General features: G+C 73.4%; 20 protein-coding genes. 9 read left to right on the top strand and 11 right to left on the bottom strand.

Going from position 1 to position 24,100, the window contains the following annotated elements; translation table 11 throughout:
• Window positions 1-3 precede the first annotated feature (3 nt).
• From DVA86_RS16530 to DVA86_RS16505, 5 genes are all read right to left on the bottom strand, one after another.
• Window positions 4-861 (bottom strand): DeoR/GlpR family DNA-binding transcription regulator, encoded by an 858-nt coding sequence (locus tag DVA86_RS16530; protein WP_208879272.1) that lies wholly within the window; start codon window positions 859-861, stop codon window positions 4-6.
• A gap of 45 nt (window positions 862-906) precedes the next feature.
• The gene (pdxA, locus tag DVA86_RS16525; protein ID WP_208879271.1) at window positions 907-1,968 is read right to left on the bottom strand and encodes a 4-hydroxythreonine-4-phosphate dehydrogenase PdxA; all 1,062 of its coding nucleotides are present in this window, start codon (window positions 1,966-1,968) and stop codon (window positions 907-909) included.
• Window positions 1,965-3,545, bottom strand: coding sequence for a four-carbon acid sugar kinase family protein (locus DVA86_RS16515; protein WP_281279303.1), 1,581 nt, complete (start codon window positions 3,543-3,545; stop codon window positions 1,965-1,967). Before DVA86_RS16515 ends, pdxA begins: the two co-directional genes overlap by 4 nt.
• A complete protein-coding gene (locus tag DVA86_RS16510; protein ID WP_245996653.1) occupies window positions 3,542-5,077 on the bottom strand; it encodes a GntP family permease in 1,536 nt (511 codons plus the stop codon). The genes DVA86_RS16515 and DVA86_RS16510 overlap by 4 nt, the downstream gene beginning before the upstream one ends.
• A gap of 215 nt (window positions 5,078-5,292) precedes the next feature.
• Complete coding sequence (locus DVA86_RS16505; RefSeq protein WP_208879270.1) at window positions 5,293-5,754, bottom strand: MarR family winged helix-turn-helix transcriptional regulator; 462 nt, start codon at window positions 5,752-5,754, stop codon at window positions 5,293-5,295.
• Between the two features lie 119 nt (window positions 5,755-5,873).
• Between DVA86_RS16505 and gap the strand changes: the two genes are divergently transcribed.
• Window positions 5,874-6,878, top strand: coding sequence for a type I glyceraldehyde-3-phosphate dehydrogenase (gene gap, locus DVA86_RS16500; RefSeq protein WP_208879269.1), 1,005 nt, complete (start codon window positions 5,874-5,876; stop codon window positions 6,876-6,878).
• A gap of 70 nt (window positions 6,879-6,948) precedes the next feature.
• Here gap and DVA86_RS16495 read toward each other — a convergent pair whose 3' ends face one another.
• Entirely contained in the window at window positions 6,949-8,541 is a 1,593-nt protein-coding gene (locus DVA86_RS16495) for an APC family permease (RefSeq protein WP_208879268.1), read from the bottom strand.
• A 141-nt stretch (window positions 8,542-8,682) separates the two neighbouring features.
• Window positions 8,683-9,660, bottom strand: a complete 978-nt coding sequence (locus DVA86_RS16490; protein ID WP_208879267.1) for a hypothetical protein — start codon at window positions 9,658-9,660, stop codon at window positions 8,683-8,685.
• Between the two features lie 232 nt (window positions 9,661-9,892).
• Between DVA86_RS16490 and DVA86_RS16485 the strand changes: the two genes are divergently transcribed.
• Window positions 9,893-10,996 (top strand): NAD(P)-dependent alcohol dehydrogenase, encoded by a 1,104-nt coding sequence (locus DVA86_RS16485; RefSeq protein WP_208879265.1) that lies wholly within the window; start codon window positions 9,893-9,895, stop codon window positions 10,994-10,996.
• A 57-nt stretch (window positions 10,997-11,053) separates the two neighbouring features.
• Here DVA86_RS16485 and DVA86_RS16480 read toward each other — a convergent pair whose 3' ends face one another.
• Window positions 11,054-12,709 (bottom strand): FAD-binding dehydrogenase, encoded by a 1,656-nt coding sequence (locus DVA86_RS16480; protein ID WP_208879264.1) that lies wholly within the window; start codon window positions 12,707-12,709, stop codon window positions 11,054-11,056.
• A gap of 124 nt (window positions 12,710-12,833) precedes the next feature.
• Here DVA86_RS16480 and DVA86_RS16475 point away from each other — a divergent pair, with 124 nt between their 5' ends.
• The 3 genes from DVA86_RS16475 (at window position 12,834) to DVA86_RS16465 (ending at window position 14,630) form a co-directional block, all read left to right on the top strand.
• Window positions 12,834-13,232, top strand: a complete 399-nt coding sequence (locus DVA86_RS16475; RefSeq protein WP_208879262.1) for a YidH family protein — start codon at window positions 12,834-12,836, stop codon at window positions 13,230-13,232.
• Complete coding sequence (locus DVA86_RS16470) at window positions 13,229-13,561, top strand: DUF202 domain-containing protein (RefSeq protein ID WP_208879261.1); 333 nt, start codon at window positions 13,229-13,231, stop codon at window positions 13,559-13,561. The genes DVA86_RS16475 and DVA86_RS16470 overlap by 4 nt, the downstream gene beginning before the upstream one ends.
• Before the next feature lie 115 nt (window positions 13,562-13,676).
• Entirely contained in the window at window positions 13,677-14,630 is a 954-nt protein-coding gene (locus DVA86_RS16465) for an MBL fold metallo-hydrolase (RefSeq protein WP_208879260.1), read from the top strand.
• 55 nt (window positions 14,631-14,685) lie between these two features.
• Here the strand turns inward: DVA86_RS16465 and DVA86_RS16460 are convergent, their stop codons facing one another.
• Window positions 14,686-16,032, bottom strand: a complete 1,347-nt coding sequence (locus DVA86_RS16460) for a glucarate dehydratase family protein (protein ID WP_208879258.1) — start codon at window positions 16,030-16,032, stop codon at window positions 14,686-14,688.
• Between the two features lie 183 nt (window positions 16,033-16,215).
• Here DVA86_RS16460 and DVA86_RS16455 point away from each other — a divergent pair, with 183 nt between their 5' ends.
• Both DVA86_RS16455 and DVA86_RS16450 read left to right on the top strand, forming a co-directional pair.
• Window positions 16,216-17,238, top strand: a complete 1,023-nt coding sequence (locus DVA86_RS16455; RefSeq protein WP_208879257.1) for a phosphotransferase family protein — start codon at window positions 16,216-16,218, stop codon at window positions 17,236-17,238.
• A 6-nt stretch (window positions 17,239-17,244) separates the two neighbouring features.
• Window positions 17,245-18,459, top strand: coding sequence for an acyl-CoA dehydrogenase family protein (locus tag DVA86_RS16450; RefSeq protein WP_208879256.1), 1,215 nt, complete (start codon window positions 17,245-17,247; stop codon window positions 18,457-18,459).
• A 124-nt stretch (window positions 18,460-18,583) separates the two neighbouring features.
• Here DVA86_RS16450 and DVA86_RS16445 read toward each other — a convergent pair whose 3' ends face one another.
• Together DVA86_RS16445 and DVA86_RS16440 are read right to left on the bottom strand one after the other, a co-directional pair.
• The gene (locus DVA86_RS16445) at window positions 18,584-20,512 is read right to left on the bottom strand and encodes a glycoside hydrolase family protein (protein WP_208879254.1); all 1,929 of its coding nucleotides are present in this window, start codon (window positions 20,510-20,512) and stop codon (window positions 18,584-18,586) included.
• A 43-nt stretch (window positions 20,513-20,555) separates the two neighbouring features.
• A complete protein-coding gene (locus DVA86_RS16440) occupies window positions 20,556-21,662 on the bottom strand; it encodes a LacI family DNA-binding transcriptional regulator (protein WP_208879252.1) in 1,107 nt (368 codons plus the stop codon).
• Between the two features lie 205 nt (window positions 21,663-21,867).
• On the opposite strand from DVA86_RS16440, the gene DVA86_RS16435 reads away from it, so the two are divergent.
• Both DVA86_RS16435 and DVA86_RS16430 read left to right on the top strand, forming a co-directional pair.
• The gene (locus tag DVA86_RS16435) at window positions 21,868-23,181 is read left to right on the top strand and encodes an ABC transporter substrate-binding protein (RefSeq protein ID WP_208879250.1); all 1,314 of its coding nucleotides are present in this window, start codon (window positions 21,868-21,870) and stop codon (window positions 23,179-23,181) included.
• Window positions 23,178-24,098, top strand: a complete 921-nt coding sequence (locus DVA86_RS16430; protein WP_208879249.1) for a carbohydrate ABC transporter permease — start codon at window positions 23,178-23,180, stop codon at window positions 24,096-24,098. Before DVA86_RS16435 ends, DVA86_RS16430 begins: the two co-directional genes overlap by 4 nt.
• The last annotated feature ends 2 nt before the right edge of the window (window positions 24,099-24,100 follow it).

Here is a 24,100-nt window from a genome sequence, read left to right as displayed (position 1 = left end):
CCGCTACAGCCCGGCGCCTGACGCGCGGACAAGGGGGGAGGCGCGGATCAGGGGGACCGACTCCTCCTCGCAGCGCGCGTCGACCCACCGTGGGGCGTCCGCGTCCGTGATCAGGGTCCAGCCCGGGGGGAGCCGGGCCCAGGCGGGGGCCGGGACGGAGAGCTTCGTCGCGTCCGCCAGCACCGCCACCCGGTGGGACCGCGCCGCAACCCGTTCCTTGACGGCCGTCTCCTCCAGCGTCGGTTCGCCGATCCCACGGGCCGGGTCCACCGCGTCCGCGCCGAGGAAGGCCACCGCGAACGACAGCCGGTCCAGGGCCAGTTCGGTCAGCGGTCCGACCAGCCCGTGGCTGAGCCGCCGTACGCTGCCGCCCAACAGCACCACGTCCAGCTCCGGCGCCTCGGCCAGCGCCGCCGCCGTCTCGAGGCCGCGCGTGACGACCAGCCCGCGTGCCGCGGGGACGGCGGCGGCCAGGCGGCGGGCGAGGGCCGCGCAGCTCGTGCCGGCGTCGACGAACACCGCGCCGTTCTCCGGTACCAGCGCGTGCGCCGCGGCGGCGATGGCCTCCTTCGCCTGCCGCCGTACCAACGCGCTCTCCGCGACGGGCCGTTCGTGGAACGCCTCCGGGACCACGGCGCCGCCGTACGTACGGGCGACCTTGCGGTCGCGGGTGAGGCGGCCCAGGTCGCGGCGCACGGTGGAGGGCGAGACGCCGAGTCCGGCGGCGAGTTCGGGCACGTTCGTGGTGCCGGCGCGCAGCAGCGCGAGCAGCGCCTCGTGGCGTGCGCGGGTGCCGCGCCGCGCCTCCGGCGCGCCTGCCGCAGAGCTCCGTTCCGCGGGCTGTTCCGCACCGCCGCCCACTGGCCTGTCCTCCGTCCGTCGAGAGCCGTACGACGCGCGTACGGCTCAAGTACCGTACGTCGCGCGGATCTGCGGCGCGTACGGCGCGTACTCGACGCCCGCGCGGTACGCGGACAGCATCGTGCCGTGGTCCGCGCGGCCCGTGCCCGCGATGTCGAACGCCGTCCCGTGGTCCACCGACGTACGCAGGATGGGGAGTCCGACGGTCACGGAGATGGTGCCGTCGAAGTCGTACGTCTTGGCGGGGATGTGGCCCTGGTCGTGGAAGTGCGAGAGCACGCCGTCGTACCGGCCGGTGAGGCCCTGGTGGAAGACCGAGTCGGCGGGTACGGGGCCGGTGACGTCGAGGCCTTCCGCACGGGCCCGTTCGCAGGCGGGGGTGATGTGCACGATCTCCTCGTCGCCGAACGCGCCGCCCTCCCCGCCGTGCGGGTTGACGGCGGCGACGGCGAGCCGGGGGTGTTCGGTGCCGAAGACGCGCAGGGCCGTGGTGGCCTCGCGGATGGCGCGGCCGACGGTCTCCTCGGTGATCTGGTCGAGCGCCTTGCGCAGCGCGACGTGCCGCGTCGTGAAGAAGATCCGCAGGTGATGGGCGGGAGCGGCACCCGCGACGGCACCCTCCGCACGGCCGCGTACGACGAACATCGTGTCCTGCCGCGTGACCCCGGTCAGTTCGCCCAGCATCTCCGTGTGCCCGAGGTGCTGCGAACCGGCCTGCCAGATCGCCTCCTTGTTGATCGGCCCCGTCACGATCCCTGCCGCCTCGCCGGCCAGCGCGGCACGCGTCGCCGTCTCGATGGCGGCGACGGCGGCGCGGCCGGCCCGCGGGTCGACGGTGCCCCAGTCGGGGAGCCGCGTGCCCAGCACGCCGGTGTCGAGTACGTCGATCACGCCGGGCCCGGCGGGCGCCGTGCCGAAGCCGCCGACCTCGCGCACCTCGGCGTCGACGCCGGCGGCCCGTACGCCCCGGCGCAGTGCTTCGGCGTCGCCCACCGCGACGCCGTGGTGCCCGTCCTCGCCGGTGACGGCGGCGAGCGTACGTGCGGTGATCTCCGGGCCGATGCCCGCGGGGTCTCCGAGGGTGACGGCAAGGACGGGACGAGTCATGGTTTCCTCCTCGTACGAGTGCGCGCGGTGCCTTCCTCGTGGTCCGCGGTGCGCGCCCCGCGGTCCCCCGTACTGCCAGTGCGGCCAGTGCTGCCCGTTCCGCCCGCGCCGTCGCCGTCGCCGACGCCCGCGCCCGCACCCGGACCCGCGCCCGCGCCCGCCGCGTCGAACCACCCGCGCGGTACGGCCGTACGCACGGTGTGCACCTGGCGGCGGGCCGCCGACGCCGCCTGCCGCAGGTGCTCGACGCAGACGGCGGCCGTGCCGGCGTCCCCGACGAGCCCGCCCTTGGTGACGACGGGCAGCCCGGCCCACGGGCCGCCGACGAACGTGCCGGCCACGGCGAGCGGCACGACCTCGTCGGCCACGTCGAGGCCGTCGGCGCCGAGTTCGGCGAACAGCGCCGCCGACACGTCGCCGCCGGTGGCGTAGAGGCCCTCCACGGCGCATCGTTCCATGGCACGGCGCGCCGCGCGGGCCAGCGCGACGGGGAGGGCGGCGCTCTCCTCGGGCCCGTACTCGGCGACGTCCGTGCTCTCCAGCACGGTCGCCAGCAGCACCACTTCGCCGGGCCCGGCGGTGCCGAGCGCCTCGCCGAGCACCCGCGCGGTCGCCTCGGCGTCCGGTACGGCTCCGCGGGCGGTGGCCCGTACGCCACCGCGCTCCGGTACGAGATGGGCGCCGCGTGCGGGCACGGGCCGTACGACGGTGACCGGCTGCTCCGCGCGCAGCCGGGCGAGCTGGGCGCGGGTCAGCGCGGTGGTGGAGCCGGAGACGGCCAGTACGGGTGCGCCGCCCGCGCGTCCCGTGATGCCGAGCGCGCGGGCGAGCGCGACGGAGCCGGGGCCCGGGTCGACGCCGACCCACACCGTGTCCGCGCCTCCTGCGGCGACCGCCGCCCAGGCGGCGCGCGCGAGATGGTCCTCGGTGAGCGCGTCGGCGATGAGCACGTCGGTGCCGGCGTCGAGGTGCCCGGCGACGAGGGCGCGCAGCCGCGCCGGTTCGCCGGTCACGGCGGACAGCGGCAGCCACGCCACGCGCAGGTCGGCCTGCGTCCGGAGCAGGGTGGCGACGTCGGAGGTGGTGACGGGCGTACGGGGGTCGCGGGCCAGTTCGGTCTCCTCCAGCCGGGTGCCGTCGAGGAGTTGGGTGCCCTCGACGGTGTGCCGCCCGGCGGCCGGGTGCGCGGGCGCGCAGAGTGCGACCGTACGGCGCCCGGAACGCTCCCGTACGGCGCGCAGCGCGGCGGCGGCCGACGCGCCGATGTTCCCGCGCAGGGTCGAGTCGACGCGGTCGCACACCAGGGCCGCGGGCCAGCTGCCGTGTACGACGGCGCTGATCCGCGCCGCCGCCTCCTCCGGGGGGCAGTGGCGGCTGTCGGTGCTGAAGACGAGGACGTCGAAGCGTTCCGCGAACTCGCCCACCAACTCCTCTGAGGGCGCGGCCCGTACGGTCACCGCGCGCAGCCCCGCGCGGGCGAAACCGGCAGCGGCGGCGTTCGCGCCCGTCAGGTCGTCGGCGACGACGAGCACGGGGGCGTGCGTGTCGGACCGTACGTGCGGAGGGCGTTCGTTCACAGGAAGGCGCTCGCGATCAGCAGCAGGGGCAGCGAACCCAGCCACACGGCGCTGGTGATGCCGGACCAGCCGCGCAGCGCGCCGGTGCCGTCCAGCCCCGTGAAGCGGGTGACCACCCAGAAGTAGGAGTCGTTGAAGTAGCTCAGCACCATGGAGCCCGCGCAGCACGCGAGCGCGCCGAGCAGCGGCGAGACGTCCAGCCCGGAGAGCAGCGGCGCGGTGACGGACGCGGCGGTGATCATCGCGACCGTGCCGGAGCCCTGGGCGACCCGCACCATGGACGCGATGAGGAAGGGCACCAGTACGCCGGGCAGGTTCCAGGACGAGATGGCCTCGGCCAGCTCGTCGCCGACGCCGGAGTCGCGGAGCACCTGGCCGAGCGCGCCACCCGCGCCGGTGATCAGGATGATGAGCCCGGCCGAGGCGGCTGCCTCCGAGAGCCAGCCGGTGACCTGGGTGCGCGTCGTCCAGCGGGGCAGCAGGACGTACACGGCGAGGACGACGCCGAGGAGCAGCGCGACGACGGGGCTGCCGATGAAGGCGAGGATCTCGGCGGTGGTGGACGGCTTGTAGTCCTCGTCGCCGAGCGCGTTCTGCGCGTTCTGGTCGATGGCGGTGGCCACGGTGTTGGCGACGATGAGGAGGAGCGGCAGGAGCAGCGGGAGTACGGCGAGGCCGACCGGCATACGGTGCGGCTTCGCGCCGGGCGGTGGCGTGCCGAGGGCGGCGGCGGGGTCGGGGACGTCGTGCTCGTGCTCGTCCTCGTGCTCGTCCTCGTCCAGCTCCGCGTCCGCTTCCGGCTCCGGGCCGGCGTTCTTGGCCACGCCACCGCCCGTACGCGGTACGGCGGTTGCGACCCGTCCCGTGCCGCCCGCGCCGCCGCCGTAGACCGCCGTACGGACCTCCTCGCTGATCTCGCTCTCCAGGCGCGGGCCCATCCAGCGCGCGTACAGCACGACCACCGGCAGCAGCACCAGCGTGAACGCCAGCCCCCACAGCACCAGGGCGCCCAGGTCGGCGCCGAGGATGCCCGCGACGCCCAGAGGGCCGGGGGTCGGCGGCACGAGGTGGTGCGTGAGCGTCATGCCGCAGCCGAGGGCGAGCGCGAGGGTGACGTAACCGGCGCGCTTGCGGCGGGCTATGGAGCGGGCGAGCGGGTTCATGATGACGTAACCGGAGTCGCAGAACACGGGGACGGACACGAGCGCGCCCGTCCCGGCCATGGCCCACGGTTCGCGGTCGCGGCCCAGCAGCCGTACGAAGGCGCGGGCGATCGCGTCGGCGGCGCCCGACACTTCGAGGATCTTGCCGACCGCGACGCCCAGGCCGATCACGATGCCGATCGAGCCGAGGGTGTCGCCGAAGCCGGTGGTGATCGACTCCAGTACGTCCGCGGCCGGTGTCCCCGCGACGAAGCCCGTCACGAGCGACGCGATGAGCAGTGCCACGAAGGCGTCGAGCCGGGTACGGAGCACCACCACGACGATTGTGGTGATGCCGAGCACGAGTGCCGCCAAGAGCTGCAGATCCACGCGATCCTCCTGCCATCGGATGTGCTCGGCCACCGGCGAACGCGGGGACGTGCGCCGGGACGTACGCGGGGTGTACGCGGGGACGTACGCCCGCCGAAACGGCGCACGGACGCCGAACGGAGCGCCATCCTGCACCCGCCGAGCTGCGCGGAACAAGCATCGTGCAGCACGAAGTTGCGCGAACCGTGCAACTGGCGTGCGCGGAGCCGCCCCGCTTACGCCCGCCCCCGCCCGAGGTCCGCGAGCCGGGTCAGCGCGGGCAGCGCGCGGGCGATCGCCTGCCGGTCCTCCGCGCTGAGCCGGGCCACGAGCGGAACGAGGTGCCGCGTCCGGTCCGCATGGCGTGACCGGCCGATCTCCCGTCCGGCGGCGGTGATGTGGACGCGTACGGCGCGCCCGTCGTCGGGGTCGGGCCGGCGCTCCACGAGCCCGTCCCGCTCCAGCCGGGTGACCAGCTGGGTGATGCCGGGCTGGCTGATCTGCTCGGTGCCAGCCAGTTCGGTCAGCCGCATCGGGCCGTCGCCGTGGGCCAGCGTGTCGAGCACCGAAAGCGTCGTGAACGGCAGCTTCTCCAGCGCCGGAAGCCGGATGTAGAAGCGGTTGAAGTTCTCGAGGGCCGCGGTGAAGGCGGCCACGTCCAGGTCGTCGTCGAGGTCTTCGTCGTGGGTCTCGGGCATGGCGGAAATATATATCGCAGACTTAATTAAGCTGCTTATGATGTTTGCCGTGTACGAGGACGCAAGGGCGCGGACGCCGGCAGGCGTCACACCTCGTCGGCGCTACGAGAGGGACTGGCATGACAGTGCGCATCGGCATCAACGGCTTCGGACGGATCGGCCGGAACGTCTTCCGCGCGGCCGCCGCCCGCGGCGAGGACCTGGAGATCGTCGCGCTCAACGACCTCGGCGACCTGCCGACGATGGCCCACCTGCTGGCGTACGACTCGGTGCTGGGCCGCTTCCCGGGCGAGGTCACCGTCGCGGACGGACAGCTCCGTACGGCCGGCGGAACGGTCACGATGCTGGCCGAACGCGACCCGGCGCGGCTCCCGTGGGGGAAGCTGGGCGTGGACGTGGTGATCGAGTCGACGGGGGTCTTCACGCAGGCGGACAAGGCCCGCGCGCACGTGGCCGGCGGCGCGAAGAAGGTCGTCATCGCGGCCCCGGCGAGCGGCGAGGACGTCACCGTGGTGCTCGGCGTGAACGAGGACGCGTACGACCCGGAGCGCCACACCGTCGTCTCCAACGCCTCGTGCACCACCAACTGCCTGGGCGTGCTGGCCAAGGTGCTGCACGAGGCCGTCGGCATCGAGTACGGGATGATGACCACCGTCCACGCGTACACGCAGGACCAGAACCTCGTCGACGCGCCGCACAAGGACCTGCGCCGGGCCCGCGCCGCCGGTCTCAACATCGCGCCGACCTCCAGCGGCGCCGCCAAGGCCATCGGGCTGGTGCTGCCCGAACTGCGGGGCCGCCTCGACGCGTTCGCGCTGCGCGTGCCCGTGCCCACCGGCTCGGTCACCGACCTGACCGTCACCACGAGCCGCGGCACCACCGTGGAGGAGGTCAACGCGGCGTACGCGCGGGCCGCGGCGGGCCCGTACGCGGGCGTGCTGTCGTACACCGAGGCGCCCGTGGTCAGCACGGACATCGCGGGCGACCCGGCGTCCTGCGTCTTCGACGCCGAACTGACCGGCGTGGTCGGGCCGCAGGTGAAGGTCGTCGGCTGGTACGACAACGAGTGGGGCTACGCGAACCGGCTCATCGACCTGGCGCTGCTGATCGGCGACTCGCTCTGAGCCGTGAGGGGCCGCGGTCGCCACGGGTCGCACTGAGCGCGCGCTGAACGCCCGCCTGCCGCGCCTCCGTTCACCCGCCGGAGGCGCCGGACGTACCGGACGCGCCGGAGGCGCCGGACGCGCTGCCACCGCCGGTGGTGGTGTCCGGCGCGTCCGACGCCGCCCGCTCCAGCTGGAACGCCTCGTTCCCCAGCCCGATCCGCTCGTACACCGCCGGCCGCTTCGCCCGCAGGAAGAGGCCGAGGACGACGCCGACGGCCGCCGCCAGCGCGAGGATGCCGGGCAGCAGCCAGCGCAGCGAGGACTCGGGGCCGTAGCCGATGAGGACGTCGAAGTCCTTGACGGCGTACACGAAGATGACGGCCAGCCCGGCCGTCGCCAGCCCGGAGCAGATCAGCCGGGGCGCCTGCGCACGCGCCGCGCCGCGGCGTGTGAAGAACGCGATGACGGCCACCGACGCGGCCCCCATCAGCACGATGACGCCGAGCGCGCCCAGGTTGCCCATCCACGTGAACAGCCGCAGTACGGGCGCCGTCGGGTCGCCGTCCGGCTTGTCGTCGGTGACGGCGAAGGCCACCACGACGACCAGCGACACCACGGTCTGCAGCAGCGAGCCGAACGCGGGCGCGCCCGTCGAGGCGGAGGCGCGGCCGACCCGCGAGGGCAGCAGGCCCTCGCGGCCCATGGCGAACGCGTACCGCGCGACGACGTTGTGGAACGCCAGCATCGAGGCGAAGATCCCGGTGACGAAGAAGATGTGCAGCAGGTCCGTGAAGGTGCCGCCGAGCCGCGGGTCGGTCAGCCCGAACAGCAGCCCGGGCGGGTTCTCCTGGGCCGTACCGACAATCCGGTCGGGCCCGGCGGCGACGCCGAGCAGCCACGAGGTGAGCGCGAAGAACACCGCGACGCAGCCGACGCCCAGGAACATGACTCGGGCGACGACGGTCTGCGGGCGGCTGGTCTCCTCGGCGTACACGGGGGCCTGTTCGAAGCCGAGGAACGCGGCGACGCAGAAGCAGAGCGCCGTGCCCAGCCCGGCGCCGCTGAGCGTGTCCGGGTTGAAGGCGTGCACCGACAGCCCCTCGGGGCCGGCGTCGGCGGCGAAGGCGAAGTCCACGACGACGATCAGCACGACCTCGATGAGCAGCAGGACACCGAGCACCTTCGCGTTCAGGTCGATCTTCAACGCGCCCAGCACGCCGGTCAGTACGACCGCCGCCAGCGCGAGTATCCACCAGTCGACGGACAGGTCGAGGTGCTTGTCGAGGAGGGCGGAGGCCTCGAAGCCGAAGATCCCGTAGATGCCCACCTGCAGGGAGCTGTACGCGGCGAGCGCGACGAACGAGGCGGCGGTTCCGGCGGTGCCGCCCAGGCCGCGCGCGATGTACGCGTAGAAGGCACCCGCGTTGTGCACGTGGCGGCTCATCTCCGCGTAGCCGACGCTGAACAGCGCCATCACCACGCCCAGGATCACGAACAGCAGCGGCTGCCCGGTGATCTCCATGACCGCGTACGTCGTGGGCATGACGCCCGCCACCACCATCAGCGGCGCCGTGGCGGCGAGGACCGACAGCAGCAGGCCCGTGGTGCCGATGCGGTCCGCGCGCAGCGCCCGTTCCTGGCCCTTGAAGGTGCTGATCTCGCTGGTGCTGCCGGTAAGCATGGCGGGAGGTGTCCTCTCGGTGGCTCTTCGGGTCGGGTGCGGGGAGGGCTGGGCGGTGCTGGACGGTGCTGTGCTGCGCTGGTGTGCTGGGCCGTACGGGGCCGTACCGTGCCGGTGCGGTACGGGCGGCGGGCCGGGGCGTCAGGCCGCGCCGACCGCCGCCTTCCGCGCCGTGCGGAACGCCTTCCGCGGGTCGCGCCCCGCGTACGACCAGGGCGCGGGCGTCAGCCGGGTGCCGACTCGCTGGAACAGCGCGGCGGCCTCCGCCATGCGCCCCTCGTGGAACTTGGCGTACGTGAGGAAGTTGAGGTCGACCAGGTGCCGCGGGTGGCCGCCCGCCGTGTTGCCCCACTCCAGCCACCAGTCGAAGGCGGCGCGCACCAGGTGCTGCGCGTGCCGCCCCGACCAGTGCTCGGCGGCCGACGCCGCGGCCGGTGCGGGCGGTTCCGGGGCGGCGTACGGGTCTGCGCGGAGGCCGCCCGTGGCGAGCACGCGGAAGCTCTCCGCGTGCGCGACGACGGGCAGCAGCGCGAGCGGTGAGTCGCCGGGCGCCTGCCGTACGGCCTGGTCCGCGAAGTCGTAGACGTCCGGACCGCCCGCCCGCGGGTGCTCCGCCAGCGCCGCCGCCATCAGGTGGTGGGCGTGGTGGTGGCCGGGGTGGCGCTCCCGTACCTGCTCGAAGGCGTGTCGGCAGTCGCCGGCGGTGCCGGTGTGCCGGGCGAGTACGAGCGCGGCCAGCCAGGGGCTGGGGTCGGCGGGCGCGGCGCGCGCGGCGGCCTCGACGGCCTCGTGCGCGGTCTCCGTACGCTGCCTGCCGCACGCGGCGGAGTACGCGGTGGCGCAGGCGAGGAGGACGGCGGCGTCCTTGCTGTCCGGCTCGGCCAGCAGCCACTCGCGGGCCCAGGCCCCGGTGCTGCGGCCCTCGGCGAGGACGGTCAGCCGGTGTCCGCGCCGGTCCCAGTCGTCGCCTGTGGCGGTCAGCAGCTCGCGGGCGGCGGACCAGCGGCCCTGTGCGAGCGCGTCGCGGGCGGCGGCGAGTTCGCCGTCGCCGAGCGCCGGGTCGGGGGCGGTCCCGGCCGAGCGCCAGGAGAAGACGGGTGGAGGCGATGGAGGAGTCATGGTCAGCGGTCACCCAACTGCACTGACAGAGCCACGTCAAGACGGCCCCGTCCGTTCCGGCAACAACCCGGCATACGGCCGCTGTTGACTGCGTGTCAGCAGCTCAGCGGGCTTCCGGTGGTCTCGCGGATCACGCAGACTGGGCAGCTCCGCACGCCGGTACGGCCGGCCGGCCCACCGGACGGCCGGCCGCGCCCGTACTCGTCGACGTCCCGCCACGGGAGGACTCTCCATGAAGGTGACCGCCGCCGTCGCGACCGCGCCCAAGGCACCCCTCGAGTTACGGGAACTCGAACTCGCCGACCCCGCCCCGGACGAGGTACGGGTCCGCCTGGCCGCCACCGGCGTCTGCCACACCGACGCCCTCGTACGCGACCAGGTCTACCCCACCCCGCTGCCCGCCGTGCTCGGCCACGAGGGCGCCGGCGTGGTCGAGGAGACGGGCGCGGACGTACGCGGCGTACGCCCCGGCGACCACGTCGTGCTGTCCTTCAACTCCTGCGGTGCGTGCGACAACTGCGCCGAGGGCGCGCCCTCGTACTGCCGCACCCTCTTCGAGCTGAACTTCGGCGGGCGCCGGCCCGACGGCACCACTCCCCTGCTGGACGGCGGCGAGCCGGTGTCCGCGCCGTTCTTCGGCCAGTCGTCGTTCTCGGAACGGGCGAACGTGGCCGCACGCAGCCTCGTACGTGTCGACCCCGATCTGCCCCTGGACGTGCTGGCGCCGCTCGGCTGCGGCGTGCTCACGGGCGCGGGCGCGGTGTTCAACACGCTGCGCCCGCCGGCCGGTTCCTCCCTCGCGGTGTTCGGCACCGGCGCCGTCGGCGCGTCCGCGCTGCTGGCGGCGCTGGCCTCCGGCTGCACCACGGTGATCGCGGTGGACGTCCTGGAGCCGCGCCTGGAGCTGGCCCGTACGCTCGGCGCCACCCATACGGTCAACGCGGCGGCCGAGGACCCCGTGGCCCGTGTCCAGGAGCTGACGGCGGGCCGCGGCGTCGACTACGCGCTGGAGGCCACCGGGCTGCCGGGCGTGCTGCGGCAGGCGGCCGACGCGCTGGCCCTTCGCGGCACGGTGGGGGTCGTGGGCGCATCGGCGCCGGGCACGGAGACGAGCTTCGAGACGGGGATGTCGCTCACGAAGGGCTGGACGCTGCGCACGATCGTGGAGGGCGACGCGGTGCCGCACCTGTTCGTGCCGCGGCTGATCGAGCTGTGGCAGCAGGGGCGGTTCCCGTTCGACAAGCTGATCACGGCGTACCCGTTCGCGAGGATCAACGAGGCGTTCCACGACTCGGCGACGGGCGCTGCCGTCAAGCCGGTGCTCACCTTCGGCTGAGGGGCGTACGGCCCGAACGGGGCGGCGGCGCGCGCCGCCGTGAACCGGCGCGCGCCGTCAGTCCACCGCCTGCGCCGCCGCCCGCCCCGCCACGCGCCCCGAGAACAGGCAGCCGCCGAGGAACGTCCCCTCCAGCGAGCGGTAGCCGTGCACGCCCCCGCCGCCGAACCCGGCCGCCTCCCCCGCCGCGTAGACCCCCGGCAGGGTCTCGCCGTCCGCGGCGAGCACGCGCGAGGACAGGTCGGTCTCCAGCCCGCCGAGGGACTTGCGGGTGAGGATGTTCAGCCGTACGGCGATCAGCGGGCCCGACTTCGGGTCGAGCAGCCGGTGCGGCGTGGCGACGCGTACGAGCTTGTCGCCGAGATAGCCGCGCGCCCCGCGCAGCGCCATGATCTGGAGGTCCTTGGTGTACTTGTTGTCGATCTCCCGATCCCTGGCGGCGATTTCGCGGCGCAGCTCCGTCTCGTCGATCAGCTTGTCGCCGGTGAGGTCGTTCATGCGGCGGACGAGCGCGGGCAGTTCGCGTTCCACGATGAAGTCGGCGCCGTGGTCCATGAACGCCTGCACCGGCCCCGGCGCGCCCGCCCGCGCGCGGCCGAGCACCTGTCGTACGGACTTGCCGGTCAGGTCGGGGTTCTGCTCCGAGCCGGAGAGCGTGAACTCCTTCTCGATGATCTTCTGGCTGAGCACGAACCACGTGTACTCGTGGCCCGTGCGCATGATGTGCTCCAGCGTTCCCAGGGTGTCGAAGCCGGGGAAGAGCGGCACGGGCAGCCGCTTGCCGGTGGCGTCGAGCCACAGCGAGGACGGTCCGGGCAGGATGCGGATGCCGTGCCGGGACCAGATCGGGTTCCAGTTCTCGATGCCCTCGGTGTAGTGCCACATCCGGTCCCGGTTGATCATCCGGGCGCCCGCAGCCTCGGCGACGCCGAGGAGTTCGCCGTCGACGTGCGCGGGCACGCCGGAGAGCAGCTTCTTCGGCGGGGTGCCGAGCCGTTCGGGCCAGTTGGCGCGTACGAGGTCGTGGTTGCCGCCGATGCCGCCCGAGGTGACGATCACGGCCTGGGCCCGCAGCTCGAACGTGCCGACGCTCTCGCGGCTGCTGGCGGTGCCGCGTTCCGCGTCGCTGGGCGCGAGTACGTCGCCGCTGACGGTGTCCACGCTGCCCGCGCTGCGCGTGAGCCCGGTGACCCGGTGCCGGAACCGCAGGTCCACGAGGCCGCGCGCGGCGCCCTCCCGTACCCGCCGCTCGAACGGCTCCACCACGCCGGGCCCGGTGCCCCAGGTGATGTGGAAGCGCGGCACGGAGTTGCCGTGACCGGTCGCGTCGTAGCCGCCGCGCTCGGCCCAGCCGACCACCGGGAACAGCCGCAGGCCCTGCTGGCGCAGCCAGGAGCGCTTCTCGCCGGCGGCGAAGCCCACGTACGCCTCCGCCCAGCGGCGCGGCCAGTGGTCCTCGTCGCGGTCGAAGCCCGCCGTACCCAGCCAGTCCTGCCACGCCAGCTCGCGGCTGTCGCGGATGCGCATCCGGCGCTGCTCCGGCGACCCGACCAGGAACAGGCCGCCGAACGACCAGTGCGCCTGGCCGCCGAGCGACTGCTCCGGCTCCTGGTCGAGCAGGATCACCTTGCGCCCGGCGTCGACGAGTTCGGCGGTGGCCGTGAGACCGGCGAGCCCGGCCCCGATCACGATCACGTCGGCGTCGTACGCCATGCGTCCCACCTGCTTCCGGGTGTGCGGCTGCGTTGGTGACCGGAGAGTAACCTCTCCGTCGCGGCAACGGCACCCCCGGGACGCCGCTCGCCGCCCGGCACGGGCGGCGGCATAGGCTCGGGTCATGATCCAGCGGTTTCTGGCGACGCTCCGGCTGTGGTTCGCCCCGCAGCGCCTGCAACAGGAAGGCAGCACCCCTGACTACCGCTTCTCCCTCGCGAACGAGCGCACGTTCCTCGCCTGGATCCGTACGGCGCTGGCGCTGGTCGCGGGCGGAATGGCGGTGGACCAGTTCCTCACGGGGCTGGTCTGGGGCGTGCGTACGGCCATCGCGCTGGCCCTGCTCGCGGGCGGGGCGCTGTGCGCGCTGCGGGCCGTGAACCACTGGGTGCGCTGCGAGCGCGCCATGCGCCGCGGCGAGGACCTGCCCGCCACCCGCTTCCCGGCGCTGCTCGGCACGGCCACGGCGCTCGCGGCACTGCTGGTGGTGGCCGCCGTACTGCTGGGGCGTGCGGGCTCGTGAGCACGCCGTACGACGGCGGTGCGGCCGACGAGCAGGACCGCGGCGCGCAGCCGGAACGCACCCGGCTGGCGTGGCGCCGTACGACCCTGGCCTTCGCGGTGGCCGCCGCGCTGGGCATCCGCAGCGTGCTGGACGGCGCGGGCGGCCCGCCGGCGTACGCGGTGGCGGCGCTGGCCGCACTGGTCTGGCTGGCGTTCCTCGCGGTGGCACACCGCCGCATCCGCACCCTCGCGGACAGCCCGTCGGGGCCGGGCGCGGGCCGCGCCATCGCGTGGGCGGCGGTCTGCACGCTGACCCTGACGGTCTTCGGCACGCTGCTGCTGTTCTGACCCGCCGCGCGACGCCCTGCCGCGCGGGCGGCGCGCGGCCCTATGCTGTCGCCAACTCCCCGCCCTCGCGGGGAACTTGACGTGAAGCACCCGAGAGCCCGTGGGGGGACGCGCGATGAGCGGCAGCAGCACGCCCGGGACAGCCGGCGGCACGCCCGCGACCGTCACCGACCCGTACACCGTCGAACTCGCGCCCGGCACGTACGCGTACGTCCAGCCCGACGGCGGCTGGTGCCTGAGCAACGCCGGGTGGGTGACCGACGGCGGCGCCGCCCTCCTGGTGGACACGGCGGCCACCGAGCGGCGGACCCTGCGGCTGCGCGAGACGCTGCTCGGCACCGGCGCTCCCCCGCCCTCGTACGTGGTCAACACCCACCACCACGGCGACCACACCTACGGCAACTCCCACTTCACCCCGGATGCGGCCGTGATCGCGCACGCCGCCTGCCGCGACCAGGTGCTGTCCGTCGGGCACCAACTGCACGCGATGTGGCCGGAGAACGACTTCGGGGACATCCGTATCACGGCCCCCACGATCACGTACGAGGACGAGCTGTCCGTGCACGTGGGCGGCACGGAGGTGCGGCTGATCCACCCCGGCGTCGCGCACACGACCGGGGACACCATCGTCTGGCTGCCGGAGCAGGGCGTCGTCTTCACCGGCGACCTGATCTTCGAGGGCGGCACCCCGTTCCTCCCGATGGGCTCGCTGAGCGGATCGCTGCGCGCCCTGGACCGGCTGCGCGGGCTCGGGGCGCGCACGGTGGTGCCGGGCCACGGGCCGGTCACGGACGCGGGGGCGTACGACCGTACGGAGCGGTATCTGCGGTACGTCGACGAGACCGCCCGCAAGGCGCACGCGGCCGGGCGCACGCCGCTGGAGGCGGCACGGGAGGCCGGTCCGGGCGAGTTCGCCGGGCTGCGGGAGAGCGAGCGGCTGGTCGCCAACCTGCACCGGGCGTACGCCGAGCTGGACGGCAGGCCGGACGGCGTGCCGCTGGACGTCGCCATGGTGTTCGGGGACATGGCGGAGCTGAACGGCGGGAAGCCGGTCGCCTGCCACGCCTGACCGGCCTGACGCGTGCACCCTCTACGCGGCCCCGCTTACGCCGCCCCGGCCCCGCTCACCAGCGCGGCGTCCGCGGCACCGTCCAGTCCGGGCGGGCGACGCGCATCGCCGCGACGTCGTCGCGGTCGCGCATGGTGCCGTCGTCGGCGAGCCACCGCTCGTGCAGGGCGGCGAGGGCGGCGCGGTCGAGTTCGACGCCGAGCCCGGGGGCGTCGGAGACCTCCAGCGCGCCGTCCCGGAAGGTGTGCCGCCGGGTGAGGACGTCCTCGGTCTGCCAGGGGTAGTGCGTGTCACAGGCGTGCACGAGGCCGGGCACGGTGGCGGCGACGTGCGTCATCGCGGCGAGGCTGATGCCGAGGTGGGTGTTGGAGTGCATGGACAGGCCGACGCCGAACGCGCGGCAGATCGCGGCGAGTTCGCGGGTCCTGCGCAGGCCGCCCCAGTAGTGGTGATCGGAGAGGACGATCTGCACGGCGTCGGACGTGAAGGCCTCGGCGATCTCCGGAACGGTCGTGACGCACATGTTGGTGGCCAGCGGCAGCTGCGAGGACGCGGCGACCTCGGCCATCGCGGGGGTGCCGAGCGCCGGGTCCTCCAGGTACTCGAGGACGTCCCGCAGCTCGCTCTCCACCTTCCGCGAGGTCTCCACCGACCAGGCCCCGTTGGGGTCGAGCCGCAGCGGGTGCCCGGGGAACTCGCGGGCGAGCGCGCGCACCGCGGCGATCTCCTCGTCCGGCGGGAAGACGCCGCCCTTGAGCTTGAACGAGCGGAAGCCGTAGTCGTCGGCGAAGCGCCGGGCCTGCGCCACAACCCCGGCCGGGTCGAGCGCGTCGCCCCAGTCGTCCGTCTCGCCGCGCGTGCCGGGGTGGGCGGCCCAGCGGTAGAAGAGGTACGCGCTGTAGTCCACGCGGTCCCTGACCCGGCCGCCGAGCAGCGCGTGCACGGGCAGCCCTAGCGACTTGCCGAGGGCGTCCAGGCAGGCGACCTCGAAGCCGGAGACGACGGAGAGCCGCAGCTTGTCGGCGGTCTGGACGCCGCGCAGCCCGCCCACGTCCACGCCCAGGTCCGCGCCGTCGCCGTCACCCGTGCCCGTACCGCCGCCCTTGCCCGTACCGCACACGGACTCGGCGAGGGCGTCCAGCCCGTTCAGATCGCTGACCGGCAGCCCCGGCAGGGCGTCCGCGAGCGCCCGCGCGTGCCCCAGGTACTTCGTCTCGCCGTACGTCTCGCCGACGCCGGTCGTGCCGTCGGCCGTCACCACCTCGATCACGAGGCGCGCGGCGTACGGCTGGTGCACGCCGTGCGCGTTGAGCAGCGGCGGGTCGGCGGTCAGGACCGGGGTCAGCCGCACCTCTTCGACGAGCGGGCCGCGGCCCGTACGGGCATCCACGCGTGTATCCATACGTGAACCATATTCACGTAGCAGGACCTTGGCCAGAGCGCCTCCGCTTCCCGCGCCGGTCACCGGCCCGCCGCCGGCCCGCTGTGGCTACTGTCTCGGGGCACACCCCTGGACGTCATACCGACCAGTCGGCATGATCGGAGCGGGCCGGACGGTCCGGCAGCCGGAGGAGGAGCGCGCACGATGAGCAAGGACAACCCGCCAGGGCTCGACCTGGAGCGCCTCGCCGACCACCTCGGGCGGGAGCGGCCCGGTCTCGTGCGCGGCCAGCTCGGCGCCGAGGTGATCCAGGGCGGCCGCTCGAACCTCACGTACCGCGTGAGCGACGGCACCTCCCGCTGGGTCCTGCGCCGCCCGCCCCTGGGCCATGTCCTGGCCACGGCGCACGACATGGCGCGCGAGCACCGGGTGATCAGCGCGCTGCACGGCACGCCCGTGCCCGTCCCCGAGACCCTGCTGCTCTGCACCGACGAGGACGTGCTGGGCGCGCCGTTCTACCTCATGGAGTACGTCGAGGGCACCCCGTACCGCACCGCGCGCGAGCTGTCCGCGCTCGGCCCGGAGCGTACGCGTGCCCTGCTGCTGTCCCTCACCGACACCCTCGTCGCCCTGCACGCCCTCGACCCCGGCGCCCTCGGTCTCGCCGACTTCGGCCGCCCGGACGGCTATCTGGAACGGCAACTGCGCCGCTGGGGCAAGCAGTTGGACGCCTCGCGCAGTCGCGAGCTGCCGCGCGTCGACGAACTGCACGCCGCGCTGGGCGCCGCGCTGCCGCCCTCCCCCGCGCCCACCGTGCTGCACGGCGACTTCCGGCTGGACAACGTGCTGGCCGGTGCGGACGGCCGTATCGCCGCGGTGCTCGACTGGGAAATGTCCACGCTGGGCGACCCGCTGGCGGACCTCGGGCTCCTGGTGATGTACAGCGAGCAGCGGGAACTGCCGGACTCGCTGATCTCCAGCACCCGCGGCGCGCCCGGTCATCCGGAGCCGGCGGAGCTGGTCGAGCGGTACGCGGAGGTTTCGGGGCGCGATGTCTCGCGCATCAACTGGTACACCGCGTTCGCGTACTTCAAGCTGGCCGTCATCGCCGAGGGCATCCACTACCGCTACACCCTCGGCCAGACCGTCGGCCACGGATTCGACCGCATCGGCGCACTCGTACCGGTCCTGATCGACAACGGACTCACCACCCTGCAGGAGGGCTAGGCTCTGATGGACTTCGCATTCGACGCCCGTACGGAGGAGCTGCGCCGGCAGCTGCTCACCTTCATGGAAGAGCACATCCGTCCCGCCGAGGCCATCGCCGCCGAGCAGCGCGCCGCGCTCGAATCCCCGTGGGACACGCCGCCGGTGGTGGACGAGCTGAAGGCGGAGGCCCGCAAGCACGGGCTGTGGAACCTCTTCCTGCCCGACAGGACGTACGGCGCCGGGCTGACCAACCTGCAGTACGCGCCGCTGGCCGAGATCACCGGCCACAGCCCGCAGCTCGCCCCCACGGCGCTCAACTGCGCCGCCCCGGACACCGGGAACATGGAGGTGCTGGCGGAGTTCGGCGGGCCCGAGCAGCGCAGGCAGTGGCTGGAGCCGCTGCTGAACGGCGAGATCCGGTCGGCGTTCGCGATGACCGAGCCCGACGTGGCGTCCTCGGACGCCACCAACGTCGAGACCCGCATACGGCGGGACGGCGACGACTACGTCATCAGCGGCCGCAAGTGGTACATCTCCGGCGCGATGAACCCCAACTGCAAGATCTTCATCGTCATGGGCAAGACCGAGCCGGACGCCACGGACACGCGCCGCCAGCAGTCCATGATCCTCGTGCCGCGCGACACCCCCGGCGTCGAGGTGCGCCGCGCGATGCAGGTCTACGGCTACGAGGACCACTGGCACGGCGGCCACGCCGAGGTGTCGTTCGACGACGTACGCGTGCCCGCCCGCAACCTGATCGGCGAGGAGGGCGGCGGCTTCGCCATCGCCCAGGCCCGGCTGGGCCCCGGCCGCATCCACCACTGCATGCGGCTGATCGGCATGGCGGAGCGCGGCATCGAGCTGATGTGCCGCCGGGCCGTGTCGCGTACGGCGTTCGGGAAGCCGCTGGCCCAGCAGGGCGTCGTACGGGAGTGGATCGCGGACGCGCGGGTGCAGGTGGAGCAGCTGCGGCTGCTCGTACTCAAGACGGCCTGGCTGATGGACACCGTCGGCAACCGGGGCGCGCACACCGAGATCCAGGCCATCAAGATCGCGACGCCGCGCGCGGTCGTCGGCATCCTGGACCGGGCGGTGCAGCTGCACGGCGCGGGCGGGGTGAGCCAGGACTTCCCGCTGGCGGAGCTGTGGGCGTCCGCCCGTACGCTCCAGCTGGCCGACGGCCCGGACGAGGTGCACCAGCGGTCGCTGGCACGGCGGGAACTGAAGAAGTACGCGTAACCGCGGCCGATCAGCCCGTCCGGCGTTTGAGGACCCGCCGCCGCGGTACGCAACCACCGCGGCGGGGGTCCGGCGGAACGAGCCACGACGCGCGGGCCGGACGTACGGCCCCCGCCGGAGGCACCTACGGCACTTCCTGCCCGTCCGCCTCCACCGAGATCACCGTGGGCAGTTCGGCGACCCGCAGCCGCGCGCAGCCGTACGGCACCAGCGGCTTGTCGACGACCGGGGCGCCCGTGACGACCGGGCTGTCGGGGGGTTCGCCGGCCGAGCCGTCCCGTGGCTGCCACTCCGGCAGGGCGGCGACCCGCCCGTGGATCGTGACCGGCACGCCCTCGGGGGCGAACGGCACGTCGGGGACGGGGGCGCGTTCGACGTGCCAGTTCTCGAGGCCGCCCCTGCCGCGCGCGTGGAGCCCGTAGTTCCACGAGGACAGCGGCTCCACTTCCCACTCGCCCAGGCCGCGCGGCTCGGGCAGCGGCCGCCACGCCTCCTTGACCGGCACGACCATCACGAGCGGGCCGAGCCGTACGCCGACCGCGTTCCGTTCGCGCCGTACGCGGCGGATCGCCATGGGCAGGCGGAGTTCGAGGACGTCGCCGCTGTGCCAGGTGCGGTGCACGGTGGCGTAGCCGCTCGGCTCGACCGTCAGGGCGTGGCTCTCGCCGTTCAGCCGCAGTTCCGGGGCGTCGCACCAGTGCGGGACGCGCAGCCGGAGGCTGAACGTGACCGGCCGGGACACGTCGACCGTGAACCGCACCGTGTCCTCGAACGGGTAGTCGGTCGCCTCCTCGACCGTCACGTCCGCGCCGCCGAGCCGCGTACGGAGGGTGCTGGGGGCGTACGCGAACACCGCCAGTCCCCGGTCCGCGGGCATCCGCATCCACAGCGCGGCGGCGAACTTGGGCCAGCCCTGGTGGAGGTTGGCGAGGCAGCAGCCGTAGTGCGGTTCGAGGCCGAAGATGTTGGCGTCGTCGGAGCTGTGGGTCCAGCGGCGCTGTGTGACGGTGGCGGCGATCTGGTTGGCCTGCTGGTGGTACTGGTGGGCGAGCATGCGCGGGTCACAGCTCGCCGGCAGGTGGTTGAACGCCACCAGCTCGGCCAGATCGCCCAGTTCGCCCTCGCCGAAGGCGAGCCCGGACTGCTCCAGCGTGTACAGGTACTCGACCACCTGGCAGGTCTCGATGCCCTGGGCGGCCTCCCGCCCGGCCAGCCACTCGTCGCCGGAGAACATGCCGTGCACCTGACCGTGCCAGCGGTCGAGCGCGGCGAGACAGGCGCGCAGTTCGGCGTAGCGTTCGTGGTCGCCGTCCGGACCGGAGCCCGGACCGGAGTCCGGATCGCCGTCAGGATCGGTGTCCTGCGCGCCGTCGAGCAGGGCGTGTACGGCGGGCACCTTGAGGCCCATGGCGACGTTCGGGCCGTGCGTCAGATGGTCGAAGACGGTGGCCCGGCCGGTGATCAGCTCCTTGGTGAGGTAGCCGGTCCAGTCGGCGTTCTGGTCCATCAGCAGCGCGCACAGGTCGAGCCAGCACGGATCCGGGTCCCGGCGGTGCAGCCACAGGGCGGCGAGCACGTTCTCGGTGGCGCGGTAGGCGCCCCAGTTCCGCAGCGGGCGGCCGGCCAGGTGCGCCAGCTGGTACGTGAAGTACCGCGCCATGAACGGCGGCACGCGGTCGTCGCCGGTGGCCTCGGCATGCTGCACGAGGACCTTCAGGGCGACCATGCGCGGCCACCAGTCGTCGTTCGTGGGCGGCCCGAACTGGCCGTCCTCGCGCTGGCTGCCGAGAATCCACTCGATCCACGGCTTCGTCTTGCGCAGCAGGCCCTCGTCGCCGAGGAGGTGCGCCAGCGGCACGAGTCCGTCCAGGTAGTAAGGACCCCGCTCCCAGTCCTCGCCGTCGCCACCGAGCCAGCCGGAGCGAGGGCCCAGGTCCGGCCAGATCTCCTCCACGCGGCCGGTCAGTCCGGCCGCCTGGAGCTCGAGTTGACGACGCAGCCAGCCCTCGGGGCGTATCTCACCGAGGCGTACGGGTTCGTAGCGCATGCCCATGTGCGTTGTGGGTCCTCTCGTGTGGGGGGGTGGCCCGCGGGCGTCAGTCGCCCGCGATGGTCGAGCCGCGGACGACCAGGCGCGGCGGGACGAGTTCGATGCCGCGGGGACCGACGCCGTCTGAACGGGTGCCGGGACCGACGCCGTCTGAGCGGGTGCCGGGGCCGGCGGCGGCGTCCGGCTCGGGTGGCTCGGGCTGTATCTCGGCGAGAAGGCGCTCCGCGGCCCGTCTGCCGAGCTGTTCGAGCTCCATGTCCACCGTCGTGAGCGGAGGCCGGCTGGCCGCCCACATCACCTCCCAGTTGTCGTAGCCGGTGACGGCGACGTCGTGCGGGACGCGCAGGCCGCGTTCCCGCAGCCGGTCGGTGACCGCGCGCGCGAGCTGGTCGGAGGCGCAGACGACGGCGGTGGCCGGGGGCGCCTGGTCGTCGCGCAGCAGGAGGTCGACGGCCTGGCGGCCCCACGGTTCGCTCCACTCGCCGAGCAGCGGTTCCCCGACGAGGTCCATTCCGGCGGCGTCGAGGGCGTCGCGGAGGGCGGCGAGCCGTACCCGCGAGGTGTTCTGGTCGGCGCGCCCGCCGATGTGCGCCACCCGACGGTGCCCGAGCGTACGGAGGTGGTCCACCACGAGTCGTACGCCCGCCGCGTCGTCGGGCACCACCGAGACGTCGTCGGGGTCGGTGGACGGGGCGAGCGCGTAGACGACCGGTACGGGTACGCGGATCGGCTCCCGCGCGTCCGTGGTCTTGCCGGTGACGATGATGCCGTCCACGCGCCGGGCGACGAGCGTACGCAGGTGGTGCTGCTCGCGTACGGAGTCGTGCCGGGCGGTGGCGACGAGCGTGGAGATCTCCCCGACGGTCAGCGCGTTCTCCGCGCCGAGCATGACCGGCATGCTGAACCGCCCCACGTCGTCGGTGCTCAGCAGGCCCACGATGAACGTGCGCCGCATGGACAGCGCGCGGGCGCCGGCGTCGGACACGAAGCCGAGGCGGTCGGCCGCGGCGCGCACCCGCTCCCGTGTGGCGGGGCGCAGCGACCCGGAGTCGTTGAGCGCCTTCGAGACGGTGCTCGGGGAGACGCCGACAGCACGGGCGACATCGACGATGCGCACCGGCCGGCCTTCCTGCTTCATCTTTCCTCCGGTCATTTTCCGGTCGTTCCATCGGACACTACATGGATTGCGTGGTCAATACTCCGACCCGGCTCAACTGCGGGAAAATACATGGCAGACGGAGGGTTGACGGTCTCGGCGAGGGGTCCCTATGGTCGCCGGAAATCGGTTTCCTTGTTTTCTCAGGTTTCCCACGTTTCCCAGATTCCAAGTGTTCCTGTTCGGGGAGTTGAGGCACGAGATGGGACTCACCCGGAGCCGTTTCCTGGCCGCGCTCGGCGCCGGCGGTGCGGCCCTGGCGCTGAACGGCTGCGCCGAGTCGCCGGCGCCCCTCGACGTCACGGGCCCCGCGCTCGCCCGCGACCCCCGGGGCACGCTGCGGCTGTGGATACGCGGCGGGCTGCTCGCCACGGGACAGCGGCTCGTGGACAGCTTCCACGCCGCGCAGGACCGGATACGGATCGAGCTGACGCCCGTACAGGACGGCCAGTACGTCACCAAGCTCGCCACCGCCATACGCGGCGGGCGCGAGCCGGACCTCGTCGAGATGGACGACATCAACTCCGCCCTGTTCATCCACCGCGGCGTGTTCGCCGATCTCACCCCGCTCATCAACGAGTTGCCGTTCCGCGAGCAGCTCAGCCCGGGTCATCTGGCGGTCGGCAAGCGCGACGGACGCTACTACGCGGTGCCGTCCCTCGCCGACAATTCCGCGCTGTGGTGCAACCGGGCGCTGCTGGACCGGGCCAAGGTCGACATCGACGACGCGACCGGCTCGTTCGAGGGCTGCCTGGAGGCGGCCAGGGCCGTGTCCGCGCTGGGCAGGGACACGTATGGCTGGTATCTCTCCGGAAACGGCGCCGGTGCCCTCTCGTTCACCGTGCAGCCGCACATCTGGGCCGCCGACACCGAGCTCGTCACCGGCTCAGTCGGCAGCCAGCGCGGCAACATCGAAGGCAACGAGCCGCTGCGCCGCACCCTCGCCTTCCTGCACACGCTCTGGTCCGAACGCCTCATGCCGCGCGGCGCGTTCTCCGACGACGGCATCCGCTGGGCCACCGACTTCCACGCCGGGAAGGTGGCGATGCTGCCCTCCGGCTACGGAATCGTGTACCCCAAGGCGCCCCGGGCCCTGCGCGACGACCTCGACGTACGGCTCCTGTGCGGCCCGGACGGCGGCCGCGCCTTCTTCGACGGCGGCAGCAACTACTCCCTGCCCAACGGCTCCAGGAACCCGTCCGCCGCCTGGGAGTTCATCCGCTTCAGCCTCGCCCTGAAGCAGCAGCGCGCCCTGCCGGAGACCGGCTACATCCCCGTACGCGCCGACGCGGCGTCGCCCGGCTTCCGTGCGAAGTACCCGCTCGCGGTGCCGCCGCTGGACGACATGGACGCCGGCCACGCGCCGCTCACCCTCGCGTACAACCGCATCTTCAACCAGAGCGACGGCCCCTGGCTGGCCATGATCCGCCGGGCCGTGTTCGGCGGCGAGGTCGGTGCGGCGATGCGCGAGGCGCAGCAGGGCATCGACGAGATCCTGCGACAGGGGGACGCATGAGTACGACGCTCCGCGAGCCGAAGTCCCGTACGGCGCGCGCCCGTAAGGGGTCGCTCACCCACCGGCCGCTGACCGGGCTGCTGCTGGTCTCGCCGGCCATGCTGTTCGTGCTCGTCTTCGTGTTCGCGCCGCTGGCCGTCGCCGTCTTCATCTCGCTGACGGACTTCCCGCTGATCGGCCCGTACCGGTTCGTCGGCCTGAAGAACTACGAACTGGCCTGGTCCGACCCGGTGTTCGGGCGGTCCATCGGCTACACGCTCCTCTACACGGCCCTCGTGACCCCGTTCATCCTGACCCTGGGCTACGGGCTGGCCGTCCTGGTGCGTTCCAACCGGCGCGGCGCCGCGCTCCTGCGCACGCTGTTCTTCCTGCCGTTCGTCATCGGCCTGAGCACCGTCAGCTTCATCACGCTCCTGGAGGCGCAGCCCGGCAGCGGCGCGCTGAACGCGACGCTCAAGGCGCTGGGCCTGACGGACGGCACGACGCCCTGGCTCGTGGACGGGCCGCGCGCGACGGGACTCGTCATCGTGATGGTGATCTGGGGGACGTCCGGGCTGACGATGGTCCTCCTGATGTCCGCGATGCAGGGCATACCGCGGGAGGTATACGAGTCGGCCGAGCTGGACGGCGCGGGCTGGTGGCGTACCGAGCGGCACATCACGCTGCCGATGGTGCGCCGCGCGCTGGCCCTGAGCACGCTGATCTCCGTCGTCGGATCGCTGCTGGCCTTCCCGCAGTTCTACATCCTCACCCAGGGCGGCCCCGGCTCCGAGACGACGACCGTGGTGATGTCCGTCTACCGGCGCGCCTTCGTCGATCTCCAGCTGGGCGCCTCCACGGCGATGTCGCTCATCCTCGTAATGATCACCGCCGTCGTCGCCGGACTGCAGTTCTGGCTGCTCCGCGAGAAGGACTGAGG

The organism is Streptomyces armeniacus, from assembly GCF_003355155.1.
Classification (GTDB): domain Bacteria; phylum Actinomycetota; class Actinomycetes; order Streptomycetales; family Streptomycetaceae; genus Streptomyces; species Streptomyces armeniacus.
Note: the sequence above shows the minus strand (reverse complement) of the source record. Positions and strands in the feature narration are given on the sequence as shown.

Excerpts from the sequence above, each read along its gene's own strand:
- DVA86_RS16475 (WP_208879262.1), top strand. The coding sequence starts at position 12,834 with ATGATCCAGCGGTTTCTGGCGACGCTCCGGCTGTGGTTCGCCCCGCAG.
- DVA86_RS16450 (WP_208879256.1), top strand. The coding sequence starts at position 17,245 with ATGGACTTCGCATTCGACGCCCGTACGGAGGAGCTGCGCCGGCAGCTG.
- DVA86_RS16490 (WP_208879267.1), bottom strand. The coding sequence starts at position 9,660 with ATGACTCCTCCATCGCCTCCACCCGTCTTCTCCTGGCGCTCGGCCGGG.
- pdxA (WP_208879271.1), bottom strand. The coding sequence starts at position 1,968 with ATGACTCGTCCCGTCCTTGCCGTCACCCTCGGAGACCCCGCGGGCATC.
- DVA86_RS16460 (WP_208879258.1), bottom strand. The coding sequence starts at position 16,032 with ATGGATACACGCGTGGATGCCCGTACGGGCCGCGGCCCGCTCGTCGAA.
- DVA86_RS16455 (WP_208879257.1), top strand. The coding sequence starts at position 16,216 with ATGAGCAAGGACAACCCGCCAGGGCTCGACCTGGAGCGCCTCGCCGAC.
- DVA86_RS16495 (WP_208879268.1), bottom strand. The coding sequence starts at position 8,541 with ATGCTTACCGGCAGCACCAGCGAGATCAGCACCTTCAAGGGCCAGGAA.
- DVA86_RS16445 (WP_208879254.1), bottom strand. The coding sequence starts at position 20,512 with ATGGGCATGCGCTACGAACCCGTACGCCTCGGTGAGATACGCCCCGAG.
- DVA86_RS16440 (WP_208879252.1), bottom strand. The coding sequence starts at position 21,662 with ATGACCGGAGGAAAGATGAAGCAGGAAGGCCGGCCGGTGCGCATCGTC.
- gap (WP_208879269.1), top strand. The coding sequence starts at position 5,874 with ATGACAGTGCGCATCGGCATCAACGGCTTCGGACGGATCGGCCGGAAC.
- DVA86_RS16435 (WP_208879250.1), top strand. The coding sequence starts at position 21,868 with ATGGGACTCACCCGGAGCCGTTTCCTGGCCGCGCTCGGCGCCGGCGGT.
- DVA86_RS16465 (WP_208879260.1), top strand. The coding sequence starts at position 13,677 with ATGAGCGGCAGCAGCACGCCCGGGACAGCCGGCGGCACGCCCGCGACC.
- DVA86_RS16430 (WP_208879249.1), top strand. The coding sequence starts at position 23,178 with ATGAGTACGACGCTCCGCGAGCCGAAGTCCCGTACGGCGCGCGCCCGT.
- DVA86_RS16485 (WP_208879265.1), top strand. The coding sequence starts at position 9,893 with ATGAAGGTGACCGCCGCCGTCGCGACCGCGCCCAAGGCACCCCTCGAG.
- DVA86_RS16505 (WP_208879270.1), bottom strand. The coding sequence starts at position 5,754 with ATGCCCGAGACCCACGACGAAGACCTCGACGACGACCTGGACGTGGCC.
- DVA86_RS16480 (WP_208879264.1), bottom strand. The coding sequence starts at position 12,709 with ATGGCGTACGACGCCGACGTGATCGTGATCGGGGCCGGGCTCGCCGGT.